This window comes from Peribacillus sp. NPDC006672 (assembly GCF_050274955.1).
GTDB lineage: Bacteria > Bacillota > Bacilli > Bacillales > DSM-1321 > Peribacillus.
The window spans coordinates 174,507-198,225 of the sequence record NZ_JBNNOR010000002.1; the positions used below are offsets into that span (position 1 = coordinate 174,507).

The 23,719-nt window shown below is 37.4% G+C and carries 19 protein-coding genes and 5 pseudogenes; 7 read left to right on the forward strand and 17 right to left on the reverse strand.

What is annotated here, in order from left to right:
* Nucleotides 1-62 precede the first annotated feature (62 nt).
* Together ACQKKK_RS04175 and ACQKKK_RS04180 are read left to right on the forward strand one after the other, a co-directional pair.
* A pseudogene (locus tag ACQKKK_RS04175) lies at nucleotides 63-116 on the forward strand (hypothetical protein); the annotation flags it as partial.
* Between the two features lie 22 nt (nucleotides 117-138).
* Nucleotides 139-477, forward strand: a complete 339-nt coding sequence (locus ACQKKK_RS04180; RefSeq protein ID WP_427614816.1) for a hypothetical protein — start codon at nucleotides 139-141, stop codon at nucleotides 475-477.
* 167 nt (nucleotides 478-644) lie between these two features.
* Here ACQKKK_RS04180 and ACQKKK_RS04185 read toward each other — a convergent pair whose 3' ends face one another.
* From ACQKKK_RS04185 to ACQKKK_RS04195, 3 genes are read right to left on the reverse strand one after another with little or no spacing between them, the layout of a single operon-like run.
* Nucleotides 645-956 carry a DUF3870 domain-containing protein gene (locus ACQKKK_RS04185; RefSeq protein ID WP_427614788.1) on the reverse strand — a complete coding sequence of 104 codons (312 nt, stop codon included), beginning with the start codon at nucleotides 954-956 and terminating at the stop codon, nucleotides 645-647.
* Nucleotides 957-979: 23 nt separating this feature from the next.
* Nucleotides 980-2,185: an acyl-CoA dehydrogenase family protein gene (locus ACQKKK_RS04190; RefSeq protein WP_427614790.1), complete on the reverse strand. Its 1,206-nt coding sequence runs from the start codon at nucleotides 2,183-2,185 to the stop codon at nucleotides 980-982.
* 14 nt (nucleotides 2,186-2,199) lie between these two features.
* On the reverse strand, nucleotides 2,200-3,387 hold the full coding sequence (locus ACQKKK_RS04195; RefSeq protein ID WP_427614304.1) for a CaiB/BaiF CoA transferase family protein: 1,188 nt from the start codon (nucleotides 3,385-3,387) through the stop codon (nucleotides 2,200-2,202).
* Between the two features lie 473 nt (nucleotides 3,388-3,860).
* Between ACQKKK_RS04195 and ACQKKK_RS04200 the strand changes: the two genes are divergently transcribed.
* Nucleotides 3,861-4,799, forward strand: coding sequence for a DHH family phosphoesterase (locus ACQKKK_RS04200; protein ID WP_427614306.1), 939 nt, complete (start codon nucleotides 3,861-3,863; stop codon nucleotides 4,797-4,799).
* A 133-nt stretch (nucleotides 4,800-4,932) separates the two neighbouring features.
* Here ACQKKK_RS04200 and ACQKKK_RS04205 read toward each other — a convergent pair whose 3' ends face one another.
* From ACQKKK_RS04205 to ACQKKK_RS04220, 4 genes are all read right to left on the reverse strand, one after another.
* Nucleotides 4,933-5,946 (reverse strand): aliphatic sulfonate ABC transporter substrate-binding protein, encoded by a 1,014-nt coding sequence (locus ACQKKK_RS04205; protein ID WP_427614308.1) that lies wholly within the window; start codon nucleotides 5,944-5,946, stop codon nucleotides 4,933-4,935.
* A 35-nt stretch (nucleotides 5,947-5,981) separates the two neighbouring features.
* The gene (locus ACQKKK_RS04210) at nucleotides 5,982-6,740 is read right to left on the reverse strand and encodes an ABC transporter permease (RefSeq protein WP_427614309.1); all 759 of its coding nucleotides are present in this window, start codon (nucleotides 6,738-6,740) and stop codon (nucleotides 5,982-5,984) included.
* The gene (locus ACQKKK_RS04215; protein ID WP_427614311.1) at nucleotides 6,673-7,515 is read right to left on the reverse strand and encodes an ABC transporter ATP-binding protein; all 843 of its coding nucleotides are present in this window, start codon (nucleotides 7,513-7,515) and stop codon (nucleotides 6,673-6,675) included. Before ACQKKK_RS04215 ends, ACQKKK_RS04210 begins: the two co-directional genes overlap by 68 nt.
* Nucleotides 7,516-7,753: 238 nt before the next feature.
* Nucleotides 7,754-9,856, reverse strand: a complete 2,103-nt coding sequence (locus tag ACQKKK_RS04220) for a YhgE/Pip family protein (protein ID WP_427614312.1) — start codon at nucleotides 9,854-9,856, stop codon at nucleotides 7,754-7,756.
* Nucleotides 9,857-10,421: 565 nt separating this feature from the next.
* On the opposite strand from ACQKKK_RS04220, the pseudogene ACQKKK_RS04225 reads away from it, so the two are divergent.
* Nucleotides 10,422-10,740: pseudogene (locus ACQKKK_RS04225) on the forward strand (IS5/IS1182 family transposase); the annotation flags it as partial.
* A 225-nt stretch (nucleotides 10,741-10,965) separates the two neighbouring features.
* Nucleotides 10,966-11,664: a DUF421 domain-containing protein gene (locus ACQKKK_RS04230; protein ID WP_427614313.1), complete on the forward strand. Its 699-nt coding sequence runs from the start codon at nucleotides 10,966-10,968 to the stop codon at nucleotides 11,662-11,664.
* 200 nt (nucleotides 11,665-11,864) lie between these two features.
* On the opposite strand, the gene truA is transcribed toward ACQKKK_RS04230, so the two are convergent.
* The 4 genes and pseudogenes from truA to ACQKKK_RS04250 all read right to left on the reverse strand — a co-directional run bounded on the left by truA (nucleotide 11,865) and on the right by ACQKKK_RS04250 (nucleotide 14,943).
* Nucleotides 11,865-12,602 (reverse strand): tRNA pseudouridine(38-40) synthase TruA, encoded by a 738-nt coding sequence (gene truA, locus ACQKKK_RS04235; RefSeq protein WP_427614314.1) that lies wholly within the window; start codon nucleotides 12,600-12,602, stop codon nucleotides 11,865-11,867.
* A gap of 334 nt (nucleotides 12,603-12,936) precedes the next feature.
* Entirely contained in the window at nucleotides 12,937-13,227 is a 291-nt protein-coding gene (locus ACQKKK_RS04240) for a hypothetical protein (protein ID WP_427614316.1), read from the reverse strand.
* 146 nt (nucleotides 13,228-13,373) lie between these two features.
* A pseudogene (locus ACQKKK_RS04245) lies at nucleotides 13,374-14,461 on the reverse strand (IS3 family transposase).
* A gap of 110 nt (nucleotides 14,462-14,571) precedes the next feature.
* Entirely contained in the window at nucleotides 14,572-14,943 is a 372-nt protein-coding gene (locus ACQKKK_RS04250) for a VOC family protein (RefSeq protein WP_427614318.1), read from the reverse strand.
* 645 nt (nucleotides 14,944-15,588) lie between these two features.
* Between ACQKKK_RS04250 and ACQKKK_RS04255 the strand changes: the two genes are divergently transcribed.
* Nucleotides 15,589-16,656, forward strand: coding sequence for a site-2 protease family protein (locus tag ACQKKK_RS04255; protein ID WP_427614792.1), 1,068 nt, complete (start codon nucleotides 15,589-15,591; stop codon nucleotides 16,654-16,656).
* Nucleotides 16,657-16,756: 100 nt separating this feature from the next.
* Here the strand turns inward: ACQKKK_RS04255 and ACQKKK_RS04260 are convergent.
* The 6 genes and pseudogenes from ACQKKK_RS04260 to ACQKKK_RS04285 all read right to left on the reverse strand — a co-directional run.
* Nucleotides 16,757-16,998: pseudogene (locus ACQKKK_RS04260) on the reverse strand (IS3 family transposase); the annotation flags it as partial.
* Nucleotides 16,999-17,326: 328 nt separating this feature from the next.
* The gene (locus ACQKKK_RS04265) at nucleotides 17,327-17,632 is read right to left on the reverse strand and encodes a hypothetical protein (protein WP_427614320.1); all 306 of its coding nucleotides are present in this window, start codon (nucleotides 17,630-17,632) and stop codon (nucleotides 17,327-17,329) included.
* A gap of 493 nt (nucleotides 17,633-18,125) precedes the next feature.
* A complete protein-coding gene (locus ACQKKK_RS04270; protein WP_427614322.1) occupies nucleotides 18,126-18,947 on the reverse strand; it encodes a glycosyl transferase family 2 in 822 nt (273 codons plus the stop codon).
* Nucleotides 18,948-18,965: 18 nt separating this feature from the next.
* A pseudogene (locus tag ACQKKK_RS04275) lies at nucleotides 18,966-19,823 on the reverse strand (glycosyl transferase); the annotation flags it as partial.
* Nucleotides 19,824-20,094: 271 nt separating this feature from the next.
* On the reverse strand, nucleotides 20,095-21,339 hold the full coding sequence (locus tag ACQKKK_RS04280) for a nucleotide sugar dehydrogenase (RefSeq protein WP_427614324.1): 1,245 nt from the start codon (nucleotides 21,337-21,339) through the stop codon (nucleotides 20,095-20,097).
* 273 nt (nucleotides 21,340-21,612) lie between these two features.
* Nucleotides 21,613-21,855 (reverse strand): hypothetical protein, encoded by a 243-nt coding sequence (locus ACQKKK_RS04285; RefSeq protein WP_427614326.1) that lies wholly within the window; start codon nucleotides 21,853-21,855, stop codon nucleotides 21,613-21,615.
* Between the two features lie 216 nt (nucleotides 21,856-22,071).
* Here ACQKKK_RS04285 and ACQKKK_RS04290 point away from each other — a divergent pair, with 216 nt between their 5' ends.
* Entirely contained in the window at nucleotides 22,072-23,607 is a 1,536-nt protein-coding gene (locus ACQKKK_RS04290; protein ID WP_427614327.1) for a glycosyltransferase family 2 protein, read from the forward strand.
* Nucleotides 23,608-23,719: the final 112 nt, after the last annotated feature.

Genomic DNA, 23,719 nt, shown 5'->3' on the forward strand with positions numbered 1-23,719 from the left:
TATCACTAGCACATTACGTACAAGCCGCATAGTCTAACGTATAGAAAGGGGGATATATAAATATGTCAAACATCATTCGTGATATACAAAATGCGGTGGATAGAGCCAATTCCTTCGGATTAAGCGATTTCATGTTTAATGACCCATGTTCAAATAGCCGTTCTTCACGTAAAAAAAACAAAAAAAGACGGTCCACTTGCAGCACTCAGAGGCGCACTAGCAGGAATCGGTCCACTTGCAGCTCACAAAGGCGCTCTTGCTGGAAAAGGTCAACTTCCGACACTCGGTGGGGATCTTGCTGGAAACGGAGATCTACATGCAGCACGCAAAGGCGCACTAGCAGAAATCGAAGTTCCACATACAGAAACCAAAGGAGCACTAGCAGAAATCGGAGATATACGTCCAGAAACCAAAGGAGCACTAGCAGAAATTGGAGATATACATTCTGAAACCAAAGGAGCACAAGCAGAAATTTAATTAGAGCTTCTAGTCCCATCATCCTTTTTCATTTATTTTAATAATTTATAAGACAAAGAGGTGTTTACATCAACGCCCCTTTTTTATATCCTGAAAACGAAAATTGAAAATCCTCAAAAAAAAGGATCCTACTGTTTCACATACCGGTAGGATCCTTCCATTTTCCCTTATTTGACGGAGACCAATTCGAACTGTGCATACACATCCTTTAGCCCTGCTTGAATGGCTTGACTAGCTTTCCCACGATAATACTTTTGTACACGATCAATCAATTCTTCGATACCATCTTTCAGGCAATACCCTCGCAGCAGTTGACGAATGAATTCCCTGCCATGTTCTGTAGCGAGTGTACAGGAAGCCTCGACAATAACACCATATTTAAAATCAAGTTCTACCGTGATCGTGATGGAATCATATATATTTCTCGCTGCCATCCCCTGTGGAAGTTTTGCATGCCCTGCAATTAAGTATGTGTTCATCATCTGATCTCCTCTATCTATAATTAATGTACGGAAATTTGCTCGAAGGGCCATGCAGGCAATTGCTTGCGAAGCTCTTTATCTTGTCTGTAGCCAAGAGCGTATTCACCCTGCATTACAGTATGAATCTCACGGGTTCCTTCGTAAATGACCGGAGCTTTTGAATTCCGCAGAAAACGTTCAACTGGATATTCATCCGAGTAGCCATAGGCACCATGAATTTGAACAGCATCATTGGCTGCTTCGTTAGCAGCATTACATGAAACCCACTTAGCAAGGGAAGTTTCCTTCGTATTCCTTTTTCCTTGGTTTTTTAAGGTCCCCGCTTTAAAGACCAGCAATCTGGAAATCTCTAAATTCGCGGTCATCTTGGCAATCATCTGCTGAACGAGCTGATGCCTGCCAATCTCTTTTCCGAATGTACTTCGTTCATGGCAATACTTCAAGCTTGCTTCCAGGCTTGCTTCAATTAACCCTACAGCACCAGCGGCCACTGTAAACCGGCCGCTGTCCAATGCCGACATGGAAATTTTAAAGCCCTCACCCTCTTCACCAAGCCTATTCTCCACCGGAACTTTTACATCCGTTAAAAAGACTTCGCCTGTATTCCCCGCACGGATTCCTAATTTCCCTTTAATGGCTTTCGACTCCACTCCCTCAAAAGTCCGTTCCACTATAAAAGCCGTAATTCCCCTTGAACCAGCATCATGATCAGTCTTGGCAAAAATGAGAAAATGATCTGCATAATCACAGAGCGAAATCCAAGTTTTTGATCCATTCAAGATATAATGGTCCCCAACACGTTTTGCCGATGATTTCATTGACGCTACATCAGACCCTGCATTCGGTTCAGTCAGCCCAAAAGCGCCAATCTTGGCCCCTTTTGCTTGCGGAACTAAATATTTTCGTTTTTGTTCTTCCGTCCCCCATTGCAGCAGGGTCATGCTATTTAACCCTGTATGTACAGAAACTGCAGTTCGGTATGCCGTATCGCCTCGCTCCAACTCTTCACAAACGATGGCCAGGGTATTATAATCCATTCCGACTCCACCGTACTCTTCAGGTATACAAACGCCCATCAACTGTAATTCCGCTAACCTTTTTAAAATATGTGGCTGGAATTGTCCTTGCCTATCCCACTCTTGAATGTATGGAATAATTTCCTTATCCACAAATTTCCTTACCACTTTCTTCACACTTTGTTGCTCTTCCGTTAATTCGAAATTCATCATCAAAATTCCTCCTAAATAATTTTATTTTGCTTGAATTTGATTATTTGGTCCGGATTATATCCAATTTCAGCCAAAATGGAATCGGTATGCTCTCCATACAGCGGCGGATGCTTTTTCATCGTGACCGGCGTTTTTGAAAGATTTAGGGGCGATCCCGTCACTCTAAGATCTTCGATTGTAGGATGTTCCATTTTCACCAACATGCCTCTTGCGATGACCTGTGGATCCTCGAACATCTCAGCGATATTATTAATCGGACCATTGGGTATCCCTGCATCATCAAACAGCCTTTTCCACTCTTTCTTTGTCTTTCCTTTCAATGAATCCTCTATTATAGGTATTAATTCTTCCTTGTTCAGCAAACGTTTTTCATTATGCTTAAACTGTTCGTGCTCCGCTAAGTAAGATTTGCCTATAACAGTTGTGAATCTCCTGAACTGCTCATCATTTCCTACAGCCACGACAAGCTCCCCATCACGTGTTTGAAACGTTTGATATGGAACGATATTGGGATGTTGGTTTCCCATTCGTTCAGGGGTCAAGCCATTGAATAAATAGTTGCTGGCGACATTTACCAGTGAAGAAACCTGACAGTCCATTAATGAAATATCAATTTCCTGTCCTTCCCCCGCTTTATCCCTATGATATAAAGCTGATAAAATGCCAATGCATGTATACAAGCCAGTCAATATGTCAGCTATGGCGACGCCGACTTTCACGGGACTCCCATCCTCTTCTCCTGTGATGCTCATCAAACCACTCATCGCTTGAATGATATAATCATAGCCAGGTAAATCTTTATAAGGACCAGTTAAACCAAATCCCGTAATCGAGGCCATGATCAGTTTGGGGTTGCTTTCCTTTAAATCCTCATAACCTAACCCCATTTTTTCCAATGTACCCGTCCTGAAATTTTGAATCACTATATCCCCTGAAGATACCAGCTTCCGAAAAATCTCTTTCCCTTGTTCTGACTTTAAATTCAAAGTCATGCTTTGCTTGTTTCGATTGGCACATAAATAGTAAGCGCTTTCTCCTTGAGCGAATGGCGGACCCCACCCTCTCGTTTCATCACCTGATTCATGATGCTCAATTTTAATTACATCTGCACCCAAATCACCGAGAATCATTGAACAGAACGGTCCCGCCAAAACGCGGGATACATCGATAATCCTGACTCCTTCCAAAGCTCCATTCATATCATCACCCCTTTCAAACTGTCGGGATACACAAAAAGAGCCAGTAAAACCAACAATGTCATTACATTGAACGTTTCACTGACCCTTATCCACGAACTGTCTTCCTGCAAAGGAAGATCAAGTGAACCAAGTCAATTTTTATGAATTCCAGATTTTTGACAAGCCGGCCTGCAACAAGGTAACTCGCTGTCATCGGTTTGGTAAATTAAGTATAGAACTGTTATTTGAATTTTGCAATAATTTTGTTTAGAGTTTTTTTCCATTTCCTCTGCAATCACTTAATCATCATACTTCCCGTTTAATATCCGAGTCGAAAAATACATTTGGATTCCCTCAAGCTCAAGTTATAGTAATTGGAATTGCCTTTATCCGTGAGGCATGTGATGATTGGATATACATAACTATCTAAATTTAAAATGAGAATTTTTCATACAATCAACTATCGGTCGACAGACAAAGGGAGATGGCAATATATGGTCAATGAAAAAAAGGAAATAATCGAAGCGATCAAGGAATACTCAACAATTATCATTCACCGCCATGTTAATCCGGACCCCGATGCATTGGGATCACAAATCGGCTTACAACGGCTTTTGAAGCACTCCTACCCTTCCAAGGAAGTTTTTGTGGTTGGCGAAGAAGTGGATAGGCTTTTATTCATTGGTGAAATGGATGTCATTACCGATAAAGAATACAAAGGGGCCTTAGTGATTGTTTGTGACACTGCTAACCTTTCACGGATAAGTGATTCCCGCTATGATCACGGGGACATGCTGATCAAAATTGACCACCATCCCGAATATGAACAATACGGTGACCTTTCTTGGGTCGACCCTTCTTATAGCTCTGCAAGTGAAATGCTTGTTGATTTATTTTTGCAATTTCCAGAAAGCTTTGTCATGAATAAAGAGGCAGCTAAATCATTTTATGCAGGAATTATAGGTGATACAGGGAATTTCATGAATGGGAATACCACTCCTAGGACATTAAAAATGGTTTCTCACTTAAGAACTTATAATTTTCAGCCAGAAAGGATCCATAACTGGCTTAATATTAAGTCAAAAAACTCTTCAAGACTTCAAAAAGACATTCTCATGAGCTTCAAGGTAACCGATAAAGGGGTAGCTTACTTCATTATTACGGAGGATCTGTTAAACATGTATGGATTAGATCAAATCGAAGCTTCGAATTTAGTAAATACTCTATCAAGTATAAGGGGAAACAAAATCTGGGCTTTATTCATCGAATATCCTTCTGAGATCCGTGTCAGGATTCGTTCACGGAGTATTCCCATCGCTTCTGTCGCACGTCAATTCAATGGAGGAGGACATTCACTGGCTTCAGGTGCTACCATCCATTCCTGGAAAGAGGTTGATCATGTTATTCGGGCATTGGATCGAGTCTGTCCCTAACAGGAGTTCATGACAGTGCCTGTTTATATCTAAAATTATATTCTCAGGCCATTAAAACGGATTAATCCGACCTTTACCGGAATAAAAAAAACACGCCAAAGCCTGGATGGCTGAGGCGCTTTATCATTTGAATTTACTTGGACACTTGCTCAAGGGTTGATAGATCGATCATGCCTTTTATATCACTGCTAGGAATATAACCGGCTTCTTTGCTTATGTCAGCCATTTCCTGAATGACTTGCTCATTAACTTCAGTTGTCACTTCCAAGCGTGAAAATGCTGAAGCCACTTCTTCTTTACTTAATTCTTTTCCAGTCAGTTCCTTCAAATGCTTAATGACCAGTTCTTGGCTTTCTTCAGGGTTGTCTTGTATAAACTTCACCGCTTTTTCATGCGCTTTCAAATAGGAAGCAGCAAGCCCCTTTTTATCCAAGAACTTCTGGCTTGCAGCCACTACCGTATTAGGTGAATCTTTTCCCCACGCAAATTGATCCCAGTCAAGCATTAACTTTCCTTTTGCCTGGTTTTCCAATACATACCCCCATGGTTCCTGGGTAGCAGCTGCATCGACTGATTTTTGGACAAAAAGAGCGGTTGTGTCAGCAGGCGCTGCCGCATACAGTTCAACTGTTCCACCATTTGTAGTCGGTTTTAAGTCAACATCTTGAAGGGCTTTCCTAAGCATGACATCCTGTGTGCTCCCAATGACGGGAATCGCTACTTTTTTACCGTCCAAATCTTTTAAATCCGTTACATTGCTGCCCTCGCTAGCCACAAGAACGGCACCGCCATTAACAGCGCCAGAGATCAGGTGGTATTCAGGGTTTTTCACGTAAAAGTTAAGCAACGGACCAGGTCCAACCGTTCCGACATCAATAGCGTTTGTAGCCATTGCTTCCATGAATAATCCGCCATTGGCCACTGTTTTAGTTTCAATCTTAACATCTTTACCGAACTCTTCTTCAAAAAAGCCTTTTTCAAGTGCAATGATCGTTGCACTGTGAGTTAAGTTGGGAAAATATCCAATTTTCACAGATTGTTTACCAGACCCTTTTCCCTCTTCATTACTTGTGGATTGAGTGCATCCGCTTACTATTCCGATTAACAATACAGACATAATAAGGGCAAAAAATGATTTTTTCAGCATATTTCCCTCTCCTTTTAAACTATAATCTTATTAATCTACCGTTGGTTTACTCCCCATTTCAGTTGAACACTACGTTCTAGGCGTGAGAAGACAACATTATCCACGATAGTTCCAATGATTGCGATAATGATCATTACGGAGATGACCAAATCCATTTGTCCAAGTGATCTGCCCATTTCTAATAATTGTCCAAGACCGCCGCCTCCGCCAAGTAATTCACCTGCCATCAATGCACGCCAAGAAAATGCCCATGCAATTCGCAGCCCGGATATTATTTGTGGAACGGATGCTGGTAAAATCACGGTGCGCAGAAAATGAAACCCGGTCGATCCATATGTTTTGGCAACCCGTTGATACAGCTGGGGCACATTCCGGAATCCACTTGTTGCATTAACTGTCATCGTCCAAGTTGCACCGATAGTGACGATAAAAAGAATCGAGAAATCATTCAATCCAAACCAAATGATCGCCAAAGGGAACCAAACGATACTCGGGATGGACTGTAAGGCCGTCACGACGAATCCTAGAGTGTCTTCAACCAGTTTAAAGCGCCAAATGAAATACCCTAATATTAGACCTACTATAATGGCAATCGTAAAGCCGATCAGGATACGGCCGAGGCTTTTTCCGATGGCCTCGGTTATTTGTCCGCTCACCAGTCCATTAAACAGAGTCTCCAAAACCTGAGTCAGGCTTGGGAACATGAAGTCCGGAAGACTGGAAAGTCTAGATGTGACTTCCCATATCCCCGCTATCATCGCGATGAATATGATTCGTCTTAAAGCTGTAATCATTCCCCATTTCCTCCTTCAGCACTTTTTCAATTTCCTCCTGCAAGATCGATAGAACCCTTTGTTCTGTATGCAAAGTTACACTATCCGGCATAACTCCATCTTTCATGGAAGGGACGGAAATCGTCTCTTTAATTTTCCCGGGGCGGGTTGCAAAGACGATAATTTTTTCGGAAAGCTGAACAGCCTCACGAATATTATGGGTAACGAAAAAAATGGTCACTTTAGTTTTTCTCCAAATTTCGAGCAGCTCTTTATGCAAGACCATCCTCGTTTGCTCATCAAGAGCAGAAAATGGCTCATCCATCAACAGGATATCAGGTTCCATCACCAGCGCTCTTGCGATGGCTACCCTCTGTTTCATGCCCCCCGAGAGTTGATGTGGATAGGAGTCAACATATCTGCTGAGGTGAACCATTTTTAAAATGTCCAATGCTTTGGCTTCAGCCTCTTCTTTGGGAATTTTCTTTAACTTCAATCCGTATGTAACATTTTCAAGAACCGTCAACCAAGGAAATAACCCAGCCTCTTGAAACACTACGACCCGTTCCGGACCTGGCTTCATCACCTTTTTTCCAGCTACACGTATTTCACCTTTATCAGCCTTATCAAGGCCGGCAATTAGATAAAGGAGTGTCGATTTGCCACATCCTGAAGGCCCGACGATCGAAACGAAGCTTCCTTTCTCGACCTCTATATTAATCTCATCGAGCACCTTTATGCTTTCTTTCTTTTCATTCGAAAAACTTTTTTCAATGCCATCTATTGTTAAATACATAAAGTCACCCCACTTTTTTATCGCACCGATTTACTAACATTATTTCTTAATAATGATTAATCCAATGGTTTTTGTCAACAATAAAAATGCAAAAATTCTAATTTATCGGTATTTTTCTGTTTACTATTCATTTCTGTTAATTCCTCCCTTAACAACACACAAATAGCCCGATCCCTTGAAAAGGGGTCAGGCAGATTTACAAGTAATAATTTATTTATATCAGGCTAAATGTTTCCCCTTAAAAAATCCTGCTTCCATACAATTTATCCTTCATCTTTTGCGTCCTTTCATGCAGTGGCTTTTTCAATATGATGCCAAAACTAAGCGTGATTATTAAATAGAGGAATAAGATGAATATATCCTTGCCAGCGACACTCCAGGTTATCCCTCCAACTGATTCACGAAGTAAACCAACGGCATAGGTAAACGGCAGGAAGGGGTTGATATGTTGGAAAAATGGCGGTGTTACTTGAATGGGGAAGGTGCCTCCCGAGCCTGATATTTGAAGCACCATCAGAACTACGCTTATTCCCTTCCCAACATTCCCCAGAACCGAGACGAAGGTGTAGACCATTAATGTAAATACTGTACTTATCAAGACGGAAAACATGACGTACTCGAATTTATCTACTGCATATACATCAATCAGAAAAAGGTTACCTATGGAAACGGCTAATGCCTGCATCAATCCAATGATGAAGAATATAAGGTACCTGCCAATATAAACTTGATATGGACTGTAATCCTTTTGTGTGACGCTCACGCTAAGCATGGAAATCAATATTGTCCCACCCACCCAAAGAGAAAGTGCCGTAAAGAAGGGGGACATGGCAGATCCATAGTTCGGAATGGGAAATAAACTATGTTTATTGAGCAGTACTGGCTCCGAGAAAAAGTCACTTTCCTGTTCAATATCATTCTTTAGGAAATTAATCACTTCTTCCATATTGTAAGACTTATCGATTTCTCTCATTTTAGAAGCCAGAGCCTTGATTTTTCCCTCGATCTCCGGAAATTTATCCTGTAACTTATCGATATCTCCCGTACGAGTTACTAACGTTCGATTCGTCTCATTCAACAATGTCTTCACTTCAGGAAGAGCTTGGCTTCCCTCCTCAAGCATACGCTGGGCATTCTGTAATATAGTATTCGTTTCAGCCCAGATTTCATTGAATTTTGGTCCTGTCTCCTTTGAAAAGGTATCCTGGAAGCTTCCCAAGATTTGATCATTATTTTCACCAAGATTTCTAAGTGAGTCGAAGGAATGGTCATTCAGTGCTTGAAGTTGATCCGAAGCATTATCCCGTAAACCATCCACTAGATTTATTTCTGGCTGAAGGCGGTTTTTTTCACTAAATTGATTGACGCTCACCAATAAGTTATACATACTGTCCAAAAGATATAACTCTTTATTTACCCTCGTTCTCCCTTGTTCAACTAGCTGATTCCCCTCATTGTCGGACAAATCCTGATCCGCTAACCTACTCGCAAGCACTAAAATCGATTCATTATCACTCCTGATGTTCGCAATATCATTTTTCAAGAGCGGATGGATTTCTGCGAATGCCTGCTTGGTTGAGTCTACATAATTGGAAACACCTGACACCAATTTGTCTTTCTGTGATGTTAAACCATCTATTGAATCCAGGCCATCATTGACCATTTTAATGATTTCTTCTGCTCTTTTTACATGTGTTTGTACGATTTTCAGATTTTGTTCAAGCTCTGGAAGTTCTCCCTCTAATAAATACACCATATTCTTCATTTTCTGAATTGTCGGCAACTCATTTTGCAACGTGATGCCCAGCTCATTAAAGATTTCCAAGATACTCCCACTAGCTGACTTAATGAAGCTTTTGCTCACATTATCGACAATGGTGTTGGCTCCTGCTGCCGTAATTTTAGGAGCAATGGAATTGATTTTTTCATTCACATAATAATCAATCTCCGCTTTCATAGGCTCATCGGTCATGATTGTCGCAATATGCTCCGAAAAATTCTCTGGAATGATGATGGATGCGTAATAATCCCCCTTTTCCACTTTTGCCAACGCCTCTTTTTGCGTTGTAAATCTCCAGCCCAAATCTTTGTTCCCCTTTAACCCCTCTATGACTTCCTTGCCTATGTTTACGGGTTCGCCATTTAACTCCGCACCTTTATCATTATTTGAAACACCGACAAGGATTCCTTCCGTATTTGCATACGGGTCCCATGATGCAACAATGTTAAACCACGCATAAATGGATGGGATGAACATAAGAAACGCAACAACAATACAAACAAAGAAATTTTTATAAATGCATTTTAAATCGTCAATGAATATCTCCCGAATATTACTCAAAACATACCCCCGTGCAAAAAGTATTTTGATACTATTATTCGAAAAATGTTCTAAATCAATACTAAGTAAACATATCCATGGATTTTCGACACCATATAAAAAGAAGCAAGTAACGATATGCTATTTGCTTCGTACTTGTAGACAGAGTAGATGAAAATCGTATTTGTCTACATTTTTTTATGGCTCGAATAATTTGAACGTTGATTGTAACGTAGGGCACTCGCTTTCCGCGGGCGGTCGGCCCTCGGCTTTCAGCCTTTGGTGTCTCCCCTAGACACGCTTTTCTAAGCAGGAGTCTCGAACACCCGCTCCAATCAACTTTGTTTAACAATTAGATATTACCGCTTTTGCCTATAGTCTTTTTTGTTTTAAAATAGAAGTATTAAAAATTGAGGGGATGACGATGCTTTCGAAACATCATTCTATTCAGCGAGATTCACTTGAAATGTTTACTTTGGATCAACTGGTGCCAGCGAACGATTTTGTTCATAAAATTGAGGGCGGCCATTAGTGCAGAGCACGTATTATTTGTTGATTAAACACATGTGAGAGCCCGTGCGAATAAGCGAATAAGCGAAAATTCGAAAAGAAAATAATTCGTAAGGAAACACGAGCATATCAAGGACGCCTTCAAGAAGAAATAAATCAAGATCGTGAAAACAATGGAAAGGTTCCACCAGATAAATTTGATAAAGAAGAAAACAAAGAGATTAAAGAAAGTACAACCGACTCTGAGAGTGGCTACTATAAAAGAAGTACGAACAAAACAGTTTGCCTATTCATTTCATGCAGCTGCCGACCGTAACGGTTTCCGTAACGGTTTCGTGCTGGAGACGATTGTAACACCGGGAAATACGCATGATAGTCAGATCTTAGAGCCTCTCTTTGCCTTACACAATCGTTCAGGAAGAAAAGCAATCCTTATTAAAGAATCACGCCGAATGTCTAAAATATGGGCATGATCCTCAAAAAAATTAATTCTTCTTCAGCTATCGCATCCATTGAAAGACGGTTTCTTGTCTTTTTCCTTTTCAGATTACAGAATAATGGACTTGCTTTAAGAACATATTATTACAAACTGTCGGGATTTTTAAAGGGGACAAATAGTCATGCCAGGATCTGTTGAAATCATCTTTCGACCCTTTATAGCTTTTATTTTATTATGGGTATTTGTCCATTTGCTCGGTAAACAGACGATTGCCCAAAGGACCTATCACCTTTATATCGCTTCAATTACGATGGGGACACTTGCAGGAAATCTAGCATTCAATATTAAAGTTAATTTCCTGTATCCTCTCATTGCAATTATTATTATGGGTTCCGTCGTTTTTATACTGAATCATGTAGCGGTTCGAAATCCGCGCTTCGGAAAATGGATCGCTGGAGAACCTGTTGCCTTAATTCAAAAAGGAGAGATTCTCAAGGAGTCAATGCAGCAGATGGGGTATTCACTGGATTCTCTTAAACAGGCTTTGCGGGGCAAGGATATCTTCCATTTAGAAGAAGTGGAGTGTGCCATTTTAGAGATAAATGGCTCCCTCTCTGTATTAAAAAAAACACAATACCAAAATACCACCAAGCAGGATTTAGCTTTACTGTCCTCAGCTGAAACTGTACCGATAGAGATGGTCTATGATGGGAAGATCTTATACGAAAATTTATCTAAACAAACCTACGATGACGAATGGTTAATGGCTGAACTAAAAAAAAGAAACCTTTCTGTTTTTGACATCTCTTATGCTGTCGTAGGGACAAAAGGAAATTTGTATATTGATTTGTTTAGGGATCAAATAAATGCGCGCCCATAGAGAACTTAACAACTAGCAACGGAAACCTTACGACTGTAGTGATATCCGATATGAAATGACAGAAAAAAAAACGGCAAGAACATTGCTTAGCAATGCTTTCGCCGTTCGGACCTGTGAGGATTCGAACCCAAACCCCTGTCAATTTTCTGTACTATCTGTTATAACCCAATCCAGTTTCATTATTTATGGACGGTTCCTCTCTAAAAATCAACCTTTACCAAGTACAAACCAGCTGCCTCCGCCATACGACCCGTTTGGATTCTTTCTTTTGACTCTATAATACTTGGTATATTTTCAGCATCTATTTCACCCAACCCAACTTCTATCAACGTCCCGACAATCTTTCTAACCATATTATAAAGAAATCCATCGCCTCGCACTGTAATTTGGATGAAGCCAGCATTTTCTTCTATATCAATGGAGTATATTTCACGCACCATGGACTTTTTCTTAGACTTTGCATTTGAAAAAGAAGTGAAATCATGTTCACCTATAAAATGTTGACATGCTTTTTTCATTCTTGTGATATTCAGCTTTTCCTCTACATGCATACTGTACTTTCGCATGAAAGGATTTGTATATTGCTCGTTCCAGATCTTATACAAATAGGTTTTATCCTTAGCATTATAACGGGCATGAAACCGTTCAGGAACTAGCCTAACCTCGACAACGCTGATATCTCGTGGTAAATATCTATTCAAATAATTCATGATTTCAGCTTCAGTCAGATTTTCACCGATCTTAAAATTGGCTATTTGAGCGAGGGCATGTACACCGGCATCCGTTCTGCTGCATCCGATGATTTCAATTTTTTCCCCTGCCATTTCCGTTAATACATTTTCAATTTTTCCTTGAATCGTATCATCACTATTACCGAGTCGTTGCCAGCCCTTATAGCGCCCGCCATCATATTGAATGGTCAATTTATAATTGTTCATTACTTCCTCCTAATTTCTGTATAGTCATCTAAACAGAAAATTCTTGATAAATTACAAGCCCCCATACAACTCCTGATGTATGAGGGAACAGATGGTTATTTCTTAGAAACACATTTAAATTGTTAAGTGTTTTGTAGCTGCTTCTACAAGTCTACAGTGAATGCAGTAAAGGAGTCCCAATTTCAGGTTTCGTTTAGGGTGCCCCCCACAGCTTACCTGAACTATGATTTATGTAAAAATCCCACAATTATCCATTAAACCCTAGGGTTCAAAGTAAAAAGCACTTCTGCTAGTGTACCAAAGTGGCTAACGTCATGCAACGAACGAGCCGGCGTCACATATGCAGTTTCTGTACAACTCTGTGCAATGCATAAACATAGAGGAATAATAAAAGGAAATAAAAAATTAAAAAGGCCCAAACCTCTGTAATATCAAGGATTTGAGCCTTTGGCAGTTGATGAGCTGTGAGGGATTCGACCCACGACTCATTCCCTGTCAAAACTATTTCACACTTGCCCTCTAGTTCTTTATAATTCCCTGATATGCTGACACGTAAGGGATTATCACTCTTTTTCACAATAAAATTATCCTCTGATACTTTCCGATTCTTTGCAATCCTCCCCATTTCGCCCCCAATCAGACCGTATATTACTGGTGATTGTACCGCTTAAAACCATATTTCATTCACTTCATTTAATTTGATTTGATTTGACGCTAGGTCGCAGACACTTTTTAGATAAAGATGTAGTGGTCTGGATTGTCAACACTAAATCAAACAACTTTTTTAAGGGATAAATTTTTTGTATTCTAGAGGACTTAAGTAGCCAAGGGTCCCATGAATTCTTAGCTTATTAAACCAGTTCACATAGTCTCCAAATTCGAGTGTTAGCTGGGATAAGTTCGTAAATTTTTTTTGATTGGCGAACTCAGTCTTAATGATTTTAAAGGTCGCTTCCGCGACGGCGTTATCATATGGACAACCTTTCATACTAAGTGAACGGCCAATTTTAAACGTGGTTAATGTTTCATCAATGAGCTTGTTTTTAAATTCATTCCCTCGATCCGTGTGGAAGAGCTGAATATCATGAAGGTTTCCTTTGATGGATGCAAATGCGCGTGCAACAAGCTGGGCGTCCTTTTTAGGTCCCGTATTAAAGCCAATAATTTCACGATTAAAGAGATCGACAAAGACACATATGTAATGCCATTTATTTTTGACTTTGACATATGTTAAGTCGCTGACCACTACTTTTTTCTCTTCTTCTTGTTGAAATTCCCGATTTAATTCGTTAGCCTGGACTGACTCGTTACATGAGGATTGCTGCGGTTTGTATTGAGCGACTGTATAAGATGATACAAGCCCTTGCTCTTTCATAATCCGACCAATTCGGCGTCTGGAAACCGTTAGGTCGAGCTTCAGTAACTCTACTTTACTCTTACGTGTTCCGTGGCATGCGTGACATCATCTTCTGAGTTTCGTTCTTTTGATTCGTAGTAATAGGTGCTCCGTGATAGATTCAGGACGTTACACATGGCTGATACCGAGTATTTGTCTTTGTTTCGCTTAATAACATTTACTTTTGTCCTAGTATCAGCGCTGCTTGCTTTAAAATATCATTCTCCATCTGTACCTGTTTCAATTCTTTTTGTAGCTTGATAAGCTCTTTTTCCTCGGGAGAACGGTTATCTTTTTCCTTAAAGGAACCTGTGTTTTCACTCTGTTGAATCCACCGATCTAAAGAAGAAGGCGTAAGTTCATATTCTTCAATAAGAGCCTTTCGTGTTTTTCCGCTTTGATAGAGTTGGATCATCTGTTTTTTAAATTCGGGAGTGAATGTACGGCGTTCTCTTTTCGTCATTTTGAGTGCTCCTTATCTGTAATAAGTTAAGTGTAGCTGCCCTTAAAATATCTGTCCAGATAAGTGTGGTTTATTTTGCCAATATTGAATTTTCAAAATTTTAAACTAATTTATTTTCCTGTGGATATTCTAAAATAATATCCATCTGGGTCCATTACTCTAAAGTCTACAAGACCCCACTCTTGTTTTTTTAGCTTAGATTCAATCGAAGATGGATATAAACTTATAAAATTCTCATAAATTTTTTCTATATTTTCACATAATAATATTAGTTCAACTCCTATTCCTTTATTAGAGTAACCTTCTCGTTTAAAATGATGATTATCATGTAATGTATGGTCTGGAGCTAACATTATTACTATGTTATCCCCTTCAAAATTTACCCTCTCTTCACTTTCGTAAATTAGACTTAACCCTAAATTTTTATAAAATTCCTTAGATACATTTAAATTATGAACAAATAATTCTAGTCGGAATATCAATATTAATCCCCCTTTTTGTTTTATATATAAATCATAAGTGTTTAAGTAAAAACTATTTAATCAATCTTCTCAAAAATTGTAAGTGAAATAAATAGAAAAATTAAATAATTTTACTAGCACAGCAATAAAATATTATTATGATATTTATTTAGATTAAGAAATTAAGTACCATAGGCTTTATTTAATATAACTTCTGCAACTTCAAATGTTACTAGCTGTATTTTCATGTCCTCCAATTTGTGAGCCTACAGTAATCGACTAAAAATAATTCCATTTCAATTCCTCCAAGTTGTTTTCTTTACTCTTTCATTCCATATCGCCTTTGTGTACTTTTTCTATGTCACTTTTACCGCATAAATCACATGAACTTGTAAAATAGGTGCACTCTATCTTAATTTTTAAAAAATGTAATACTTGAAAGTTAATAATCTAGAAAAATATACCTAAAAGGAAAAGAAAAGGATTATCGAATACGATATAATAAGGATATTAGCAAGATAATAAATCAAGAAGGAGCTCAGATAGACATAGTGTCACTGGGGTCGTCTTTTTTCCATTTACTCTAGGAGGTCCATTTTGAAAGAATCTAAATCGAATAAAGGATGGTTAAGTTTGGGGGCAATCGGGTTATTTTTCCTGGGGAAAATGAAATGGTTGTTTGCGCTATTGAAAATAGCAAAATTAGGTTCTCTGATTTCTATTTTCGTTTCATTAGGAGCGTATGCCTTGGTTTACGGTTGGAAATTTGCCGTAGCCCTAGTCTATCTAATTTACATCCATGAAATGGGGCATTTACTTGCTGCTAAGAGAAAAGGCATCAAAACATCCAATGCCATTTTCATCCCGTTTGTCGGAGCGTTAATTGCCCTTAAAGAAGAACCAAAGAATGCTAACCAAGAAGCTTATCTTGCCTTCGGAGGTCCTTTATTAGGTACATTAGCATTTCTACCAGCCATCCCCCTATTTATGATGACGGAAAATCCATTTTGGCTTTTAGTTATTACACTTGGAGCCATGATTAACCTATTTAATCTAATGCCTGTGCATCCTCTTGATGGAGGACGTATAGTGGGAGTCATCTCCACAAAGCTTTGGGTATTAGGGATCATCGGAATGGTTGTTTATTTGTTTCTCCATCCAAATCCATTTTTAATTCTTTTCTTATTATTGGGTATTTCTAAGTGGTGGAAAGAATTCCGTAGCGAGACAACTAGAAATCAAAGAGAAAACATCATTGAATTGAATCAATTTGGTTTAAGGCAACTAGAACAATATGCAGGTGCAACAGATGAAGAAAAAATTCGCCTGGTTAATATTTGGAATATGGAATTTAGCCAACTACATGAAAAGTTTAACAACATGAAGAGTTGGCATATCCCGCTATTTGATGATAATAAGCTAAAAGTAAAACAGCTGACCGAGGTAAAATTAAATGTTTATAGATCCTTAATGGATGCTGCTAATTCGAATGAATACCAGTACGGACCGACCGACTTTGAAAATTTAGGCACGTATGAACGAATAGTAGCAAGGTTCTTTAAAGAAGTGCAAGAACAAACTGAAGTTAGGGATAAAGAGAAATCCTATTACTCATCAAGTCTCAAAACAAAAATCATCTGGTTCTCATTATACATTGGGCTTGCCATTTTCTTAATGATAACAAGCTTATATGCAGGTGATTTAATGGAACAATATAAAACTTTGTTACCGTAATACATTATGAAAGGGGACCTCATTTATGAGTGTCCCCTTTGACTGTCCATTTATTTAAGCTTGTAAAACATTAATGTTGATTATGTATAAATAAAAGAGACTACTTAATGTACATACCCTTGTCAAGTAGACAATAAAAAAAGAGTATTTTAAGCTGCGGCCTTTCTCGGTATTCAATCGGGGAAAGGCCGTTAAATTTTTCTTGGAAGCGATCTGTATTATAGAAGTCTATATACTTCTGGATGACTATATAAGCTTCCTCTGCTGTTTTTGGGCGTACCAAATATAACTTCTCTGTTTTTAATGCGAGAAGAAACTTTCTATACACGCGTTATCATGACATACTGATTCTATGGCTGGGTGAGGAAGGTCGATGAACTATGGTGCCTTTGAGCCCACACCCGTTAGTCTGACTCGAACGACCACGGTGTACCACCGACTGTCGCGCCCTTTATGGGTAGCACTCATGGGGGGTTAATCCTTTTTTGTCGTCGCGCTAGCCTCTACTTAATTTGCTATAATTGGAGGTTTTTGTTTAACGATTTACGTTTTTACTGGGACTATTTTGTTGTGGTTTTTTCTAGATTTTGTGCTTTTTTAATTTCCATGGGAGTTTAACAACATAGTTATTCTTCTCTATCAATTAATTTTTGGTTATGCACCTGTTAATTTAAAACCTAATTTTCTTCTTAGGTAGTTTATTTGGTGTTTCTATTAGCTTTGCAACCTTTTTATCTTTGTTGAACCTTACATTGTTAAGCCAATATACGAAAGCCTTTCCATTAAAACAGACTCCAAAAATTTTTTCGCCTTCCTCATCTTCTCCTGCGACTTCCCAGTATGAATGCTTGTTTTCTCTGTCATATAACCATTTATCAAATTCACGCTGCAATTGATGTATATTTCTCCCTACTTTTGCAAGACAACTTATATATTCAGTATCCTCTTCGTACATAAATTCGACTTTCACAATCATAAATATTTTTTCCTCTCTTGAACTGCTCCGTTTGAGTCGAAGTCTTCACAATCTCATATTTATTTTAATATTTTAGAAAATCTATCATCCAAATTATTTAGCGATAAAGCAACCATTTCCTTTAACATAACAATATTAAAGGCAAGATTTATGTCATTTTACCATATTACCTTATAGAACTATCCGCTCCGTTAGCCATCCATGAAGCGCAAAAATCAGCGCTTCACCACAGAGAATGAAAATTAGTCTCTATGTCGATAATGTTTTACTGTTTGGCGAAGAAGGTCGTTGAACTAAGGTGCCTTTGAGCCCATCCGTTAGTCTGACTCCAACGAGCACGGTGTACCACCGACTGTCGCGCGCTTTATGGGTAAGATTAATCCTTTTTTGGTCGTCGCGCTAGCCTCTAAAAATAACGGAATCTAGTTCCTTGGCTTGATGGCAATGGGGTAGCGTCAGGAAAATGCGTTTATTATACAAATTGTAGTTATTATTATTGTTTTATTAAATTTATATAAGGGAGAATTTTATTTTTCTCTAATGGAATATGCCCCGAACGTTTATCAAAATACAAATCTATCTTTACTCGGTTTACATGGCAATTTTCATCTATTTGTTGTAATCCCTCAACAAAGGGCTCTAGATGATTCTTCATATCGAATTTTGCGGCTATATTTTGTAAATAATAAATGCGTGGTACATATTTTATTTGGTTATAAAATGCTATAACATTTATTCTTTCAGCAAATATGTTGTTAATCTCCTCCAAAGACAGATTGGGATAAGAAATATTAAATACCTGTTTGAGGGGATCTATATACCAGTTTGTTAAGATGGTTTGTGGATTATTTACTAATGCACAGGACTCTTTTATATACCCTGCTAACATTAAAGACATGAACCCCCCTCCGGAGCTTCCGTAAAACAGGATATTTTCATTTGCTACATTCAGTTTTTGTATTAATTTCTCTAAAATGATGGCTATTTCTTTCAAGTAGAATCGCTCAATAGTTCCTTGTCCCCAGCCTAAATTAATATCACCTAAATAAAGAGTAGGATCATTATAAAAAATTAAAGAATCATCGAATTCTTCCATCCATGTGTACCTTTGAAAGATAGGTGGATGCTGATTTTCACTTGCACCCGATCCTAATATAATGACATTTGGTGACTTTTGTTTAACACGAATTAAAAATTCATAACTTACTTCATCCCATTGAACATTTAAAAGAAATGGTTCTGATGTACTAATAGACATTTCTTCAATTTGGTTGAATCTAATATCTATCCTCTTAAATTGCTGCGATTTAACCACCTCCTATTATTTAATTCCTTCCATATTTTTATTGGGTTTTACCTTATTTATATATACAATTGTTTCATTTTTCCCGACAGCTGCATGACCTGCCTTTTTGTCATAATATAAATCTATTTGAATTGTATTTACAGCTAGATTTTCATCCATCTCTTTCAATTGAGAAATAAAAGGCATTAAATGATTCTTTACATCAAACTCGAACGCAACATTTTGTAAAAAATATATATTTGGTACATATTTAATTTTTTTATAAAAATCTATAACATTAATTCGGTACCCAAAATGTTTTTCAATGTACTCCCTGGAATAACCTGGGTAAGACAAGCTAAACACTTGATTTACTGGTACCGGTATCCAATTAGTTAAAATTGTTTGTGGATTATTAACTAACGCTGTCGAGCCTATTACATATCCTGCTAGTATTAAAGACATGAAGCCCCCACCTGAGCTCCCGTAAAATAATACATTTTTCTGATTGAATTTTAATTTTTCAAATATTTTCATTAGTATTATTGCAATATCCTTTAGGTAGAATCTATCTATCGTCCCCTGTCCCCAACCTAAAGATATTTCTCCAAGATATAAGGTTGGATCATTATAATAAATTACAGTATCTTCAAACTCTACCATCCAAGAATGCCTGTGAAAAATGGGTGGACCAATTGATTCTTCTTGAAATCCTCCTGCTCCTGAACCAAATACAAGAACATTAGAAGCATTGGGTTTAATTCGAATTAAAAATTCATAACACACTTTATTCCATTCGATATGCAATATAAAGGGCTCTATCCTATCCAGTGAGATTTCATCTAATTCATCATATGAAATTTTTATTTTTTTATATTGACTTAGCAACAATATCCACCTCTCCAAATTTGTCTAATTTATTCTTTTTAAACTTGAAATAAATGCGAAAATCCCTCAAGATGGTCACCCAAAATAATTGAAGTGGTTGGTGTAACACTGGGACACAATAATGTTTTCTAACCAACATCATTGAAGTTTACGTTTAATAAATAAGTACTTATAGATATATAAAAATATCCCCCTGGTTTTTCCACATATTTTCCTCTAATGAAATTACCATCATTTTGTCCATATGCTACGTAGTTTCGCAGATTCAATCCTTTCAAGCAGTATTTACTTATACACTTGCTTTCTTCATAATTCCACGTGTATCTATAATATTAGTTATTGATTTTAGAACTTCCCAATCAATAGTGGAATGATCGGTTAAAATTAATACAGTATCCGCTTGTTTTACTGTTATCTCTTCCAAAGGAATCGAATGATAAATTCTGTTCCCGATTTTCACATTAGAAATATACGGGTCGTGATATTGGGTGCTAAACCCTTCTCCCACTAAAAGTTGCATAATTTTAAAAGCAGGAGATTCCCTCAAATCATTTACATCCTTCTTATAAGCAATTCCAACAACTAAAATATTTCCTGAAGGTTTGGTTGCTTCTTTTACTTGCTTTACAACTTCTATTGGCATCTCTTCATTAATTAAATGAGCTGCTTCAATTAATTGACTTTTTAAACCATATTGTTTCATTTTCCATTGAAAATAAATTGGGTCGACAGGGATACAATGTCCACCGATTCCTGGCCCCGGCCAATAGGGGGTATACCCAAATGGTTTCGTTGCTGCTGCTTCTAACACTTCATGAAAATCAATGTTTGTTTTTTTGCATAATATATTTAATTCATTTACTAAAGAAATATTAACTAAACGCTGAATATTTTCAAGAAGCTTACACATCTCAGCAACCTTTGGTGAACTAACAGGGACAATCGCATCAAAGGCGGAGCTATATAATTGTTGTACTTTTTGCTTACACATCTCCGTTTGACCACTAATGACTTTTGGAATAGATTGTACTGTGTACTGTTGATTAGATGGATCAATTCGTTCAGGAGAGTATCCAATGTAGAAGTCTTTTCCAACCTTATTACCTGTTTCAGCAATGATTGGAATTATCGCTTCTTCTAATGTACCTGGATAGGTGGAACTTTCAAAAATGAAGGTTTGTCCTTTTTGAAGATTTTGCTTAATATAGTGTGATACAGATAAAAGCGCACTTAAATCAGGTTCATTTCTTGAATCAAGAGGAGTTGGAACGGTTACAATCACATAACTACTATTTTGAAAATCTTTTATCCCTTCACTAGGAGTGTGTACAATCAGTTTTTTATTTTCTAATAATTGTTGCAATTCTATGGAAGCGACATCTGAAATATAACTCTCCCCTTTTTTGAGCATTTCAATTTTTTTTTTATCTTTATCAAGTCCGATTATCATATATCCTCGTTTGGCAAAATGGATTGCTAAAGGAAGCCCTACATACCCTAACCCAATAATTGTGATGATACCACGATCATTCATTTGTATTCCCGTCTTCCTTTCTCAAATAATGTTTTATTTTTTTGTATTCTTCATAGTTTATACAAGTGTCAAATTAATAGAGGCTGTTCAAAAGCAAGGAAGATGCCCTGATTTTATCCGAATCTCTCCCTATACAAACCTTTGTCTATTCGCTGCAACTATTTGTTAAATTTCGCTACATAGATATTAATGTATTGTTTGTATTAATCTTTTGAATCAGCCTCTGATTTTCTTACATATACATCTAATTCATGTTCAATAAAGATGTCCTATTTAAGAAGTATGAAAAGAAAGGCTTGTTAATAGGGTAGAAACACTTAGATCATCATTTAATGTGATAGAGAAACATGCGACTAATGGCAACGCAATTACAATTGCTCCATCAGGCATTATTTCAATACTAGGGCTTGTCCCACATGCATTACCGCAATTCACATTTGTCACCACTCCATTTCCTGGAGTAATTACAATCTTAAGACATATATCAAAACAAATATTGTTACTAGTACACGCCATATCTATTCCCCCTTTCTAATTAATAGAATATGCATTAGCTAAAAGGAGGGAACGGCATATACGGATATTAAGTTGAGGAGATTCTTTAATTCATTCAAAAACTATTATTTAGCCTAAATATCTATTCCTATTTAAATAATCCTAACCATCTACCTTAATATTACATAAACTGTGTATATCGAAGGATAATATTAAAATTTAATAAGGAGCATAAATATGAACAAAAAAACTGTTTCGATTATTATTCCTGTTTACAATGAGGAAAAAACATTATCTAGTGTTTTAGAATCATGTCAACAATTGAATCCTATGGAAATTATTGCTGTTGCTAACGGATGTACAGATCGTTCGATAGAGATTGCTAAAAATCATAATTGTAAAGTCCTTATTTATAAAGAACGATTAGGGCATAATGTTGGCCGAGCTATAGGAGCGAAAGAAGCAAAAGGCGACATCTTACTATTCATCGATGCCGATTTTGCTATTTCTTCTTCCACATTAAATCAATTTCTTGACCCTTTAGTAGAAGGAACTGCAGATGTTGTATTAAATAACTTAGATTATATTTTTAACAAAGTATACCCTCCTCACTCAATCACAATTTGGAAACAAGTTATGAATCACTTCCTACATTGTCCTAAATTAAATTCAGATTCACTTGTTGCTGTGCCTCATGCTATGACAAAGGAAGTCATCCAAAAAATTCATTCTGATAGTTTAAAAAATCCGATTTATGCACAATTAAAAATTATTCAACATCAATTCCGCATTTCTCGTCATATGTCAATTGATGTAGTAACTATTAATCGAGTTCACCCCACACAACATAAAAATACCCCTACAACTCTTTCCATTAGTGAAAAAAGAATTATCGGGAATCATATTGAAACAATTGCAAATGGGATACATGAGACTAACGACTCAAGGCTAAATTATTCTGATGAAAATAGAAGAAGAGATATCATTGAGAATTTAAAATCAAACAAACTAGAACCTATGCCGAAAATCATTACTGGTTGGGGAAAGCACTCTAATATTTATTCAGGAAAACAATTATCAGTTATCATCCCTGCCTATAATGAAGATAGAACGATTGAAGCCATAATTCAGGAGGTGCGAAAACTAGAACCCTTAGAAATCATCGTAGTAGTTAATGGAACGACAGATCATACAGAAGAAATTGTAAAAAAGAGCGGAGCAACTGTCATTGTTTATGATGAAAAACTTGGAAATGATACAGGACGGGCTATAGGGGCATATTTCGCAAAAGGTGATATTTTACTTTTTATTGATGGTGATATTATTATTCCTTCGCAAGATCTACTACCATTTGTCCACGCGATTCAAAATGGTACAGACCTAGCATTAAATAATTTAGAATATCTTATGAATCGTGCTCCAGTCTATATTGTGACAGCCTGTAAATATGCCGTTAACCTGGCATGTGACCGAAAAGATTTAGGGGTTGGTTCACCAGTTGCAATCCCTCATGCTTTTAGCCGAAAATGTATTGATGAAATTGGGTTTGATGTACTTGTTTCCCCCGTCATTGCACAAGTAAAAACAATTCTATCGGGTTTAACCATTCAAAATGTCCATTCTGTTGAGGTAGATAAAATGAATCGTATACGACCAGAAAAACATTTCGCTAAAAAAGGAGAACTTGCTTCAGCAACAAAACAAATTATCGGCGACCATATAGAAGGTATCTCTTACCTAATCAAACAGAAAGGAAAAAGAGGATTATTTTAGTTAACAACAATTTAAATTGGTCTATTTTCATTCACGTTCAAAAAGAAAGAATTAAAATATAGACTCTTTAAGAGGCTTTATGGATTGTGTTTATTCTTATTTTTATATTGGG

Bases quoted from the DNA above. Each gene is read 5' to 3' on its own strand.
- ACQKKK_RS04180 (WP_427614816.1), top strand. From the start codon at position 139: ATGACCCATGTTCAAATAGCCGTTCTTCACGTAAAAAAAACAAAAAAA.
- ACQKKK_RS04185 (WP_427614788.1), bottom strand. From the start codon at position 956: ATGAACACATACTTAATTGCAGGGCATGCAAAACTTCCACAGGGGATG.
- ACQKKK_RS04190 (WP_427614790.1), bottom strand. From the start codon at position 2,185: ATGAATTTCGAATTAACGGAAGAGCAACAAAGTGTGAAGAAAGTGGTA.
- ACQKKK_RS04195 (WP_427614304.1), bottom strand. From the start codon at position 3,387: ATGAATGGAGCTTTGGAAGGAGTCAGGATTATCGATGTATCCCGCGTT.
- ACQKKK_RS04200 (WP_427614306.1), top strand. From the start codon at position 3,861: ATGGTCAATGAAAAAAAGGAAATAATCGAAGCGATCAAGGAATACTCA.
- ACQKKK_RS04205 (WP_427614308.1), bottom strand. From the start codon at position 5,946: ATGCTGAAAAAATCATTTTTTGCCCTTATTATGTCTGTATTGTTAATC.
- ACQKKK_RS04210 (WP_427614309.1), bottom strand. From the start codon at position 6,740: ATGATTACAGCTTTAAGACGAATCATATTCATCGCGATGATAGCGGGG.
- ACQKKK_RS04215 (WP_427614311.1), bottom strand. From the start codon at position 7,515: ATGTATTTAACAATAGATGGCATTGAAAAAAGTTTTTCGAATGAAAAG.
- ACQKKK_RS04230 (WP_427614313.1), top strand. From the start codon at position 10,966: ATGCCAGGATCTGTTGAAATCATCTTTCGACCCTTTATAGCTTTTATT.
- truA (WP_427614314.1), bottom strand. From the start codon at position 12,602: ATGAACAATTATAAATTGACCATTCAATATGATGGCGGGCGCTATAAG.
- ACQKKK_RS04240 (WP_427614316.1), bottom strand. From the start codon at position 13,227: ATGGGGAGGATTGCAAAGAATCGGAAAGTATCAGAGGATAATTTTATT.
- ACQKKK_RS04255 (WP_427614792.1), top strand. From the start codon at position 15,589: ATGAAATGGTTGTTTGCGCTATTGAAAATAGCAAAATTAGGTTCTCTG.
- ACQKKK_RS04265 (WP_427614320.1), bottom strand. From the start codon at position 17,632: ATGATTGTGAAAGTCGAATTTATGTACGAAGAGGATACTGAATATATA.
- ACQKKK_RS04280 (WP_427614324.1), bottom strand. From the start codon at position 21,339: ATGAATGATCGTGGTATCATCACAATTATTGGGTTAGGGTATGTAGGG.
- ACQKKK_RS04285 (WP_427614326.1), bottom strand. From the start codon at position 21,855: ATGGCGTGTACTAGTAACAATATTTGTTTTGATATATGTCTTAAGATT.
- ACQKKK_RS04290 (WP_427614327.1), top strand. From the start codon at position 22,072: ATGAACAAAAAAACTGTTTCGATTATTATTCCTGTTTACAATGAGGAA.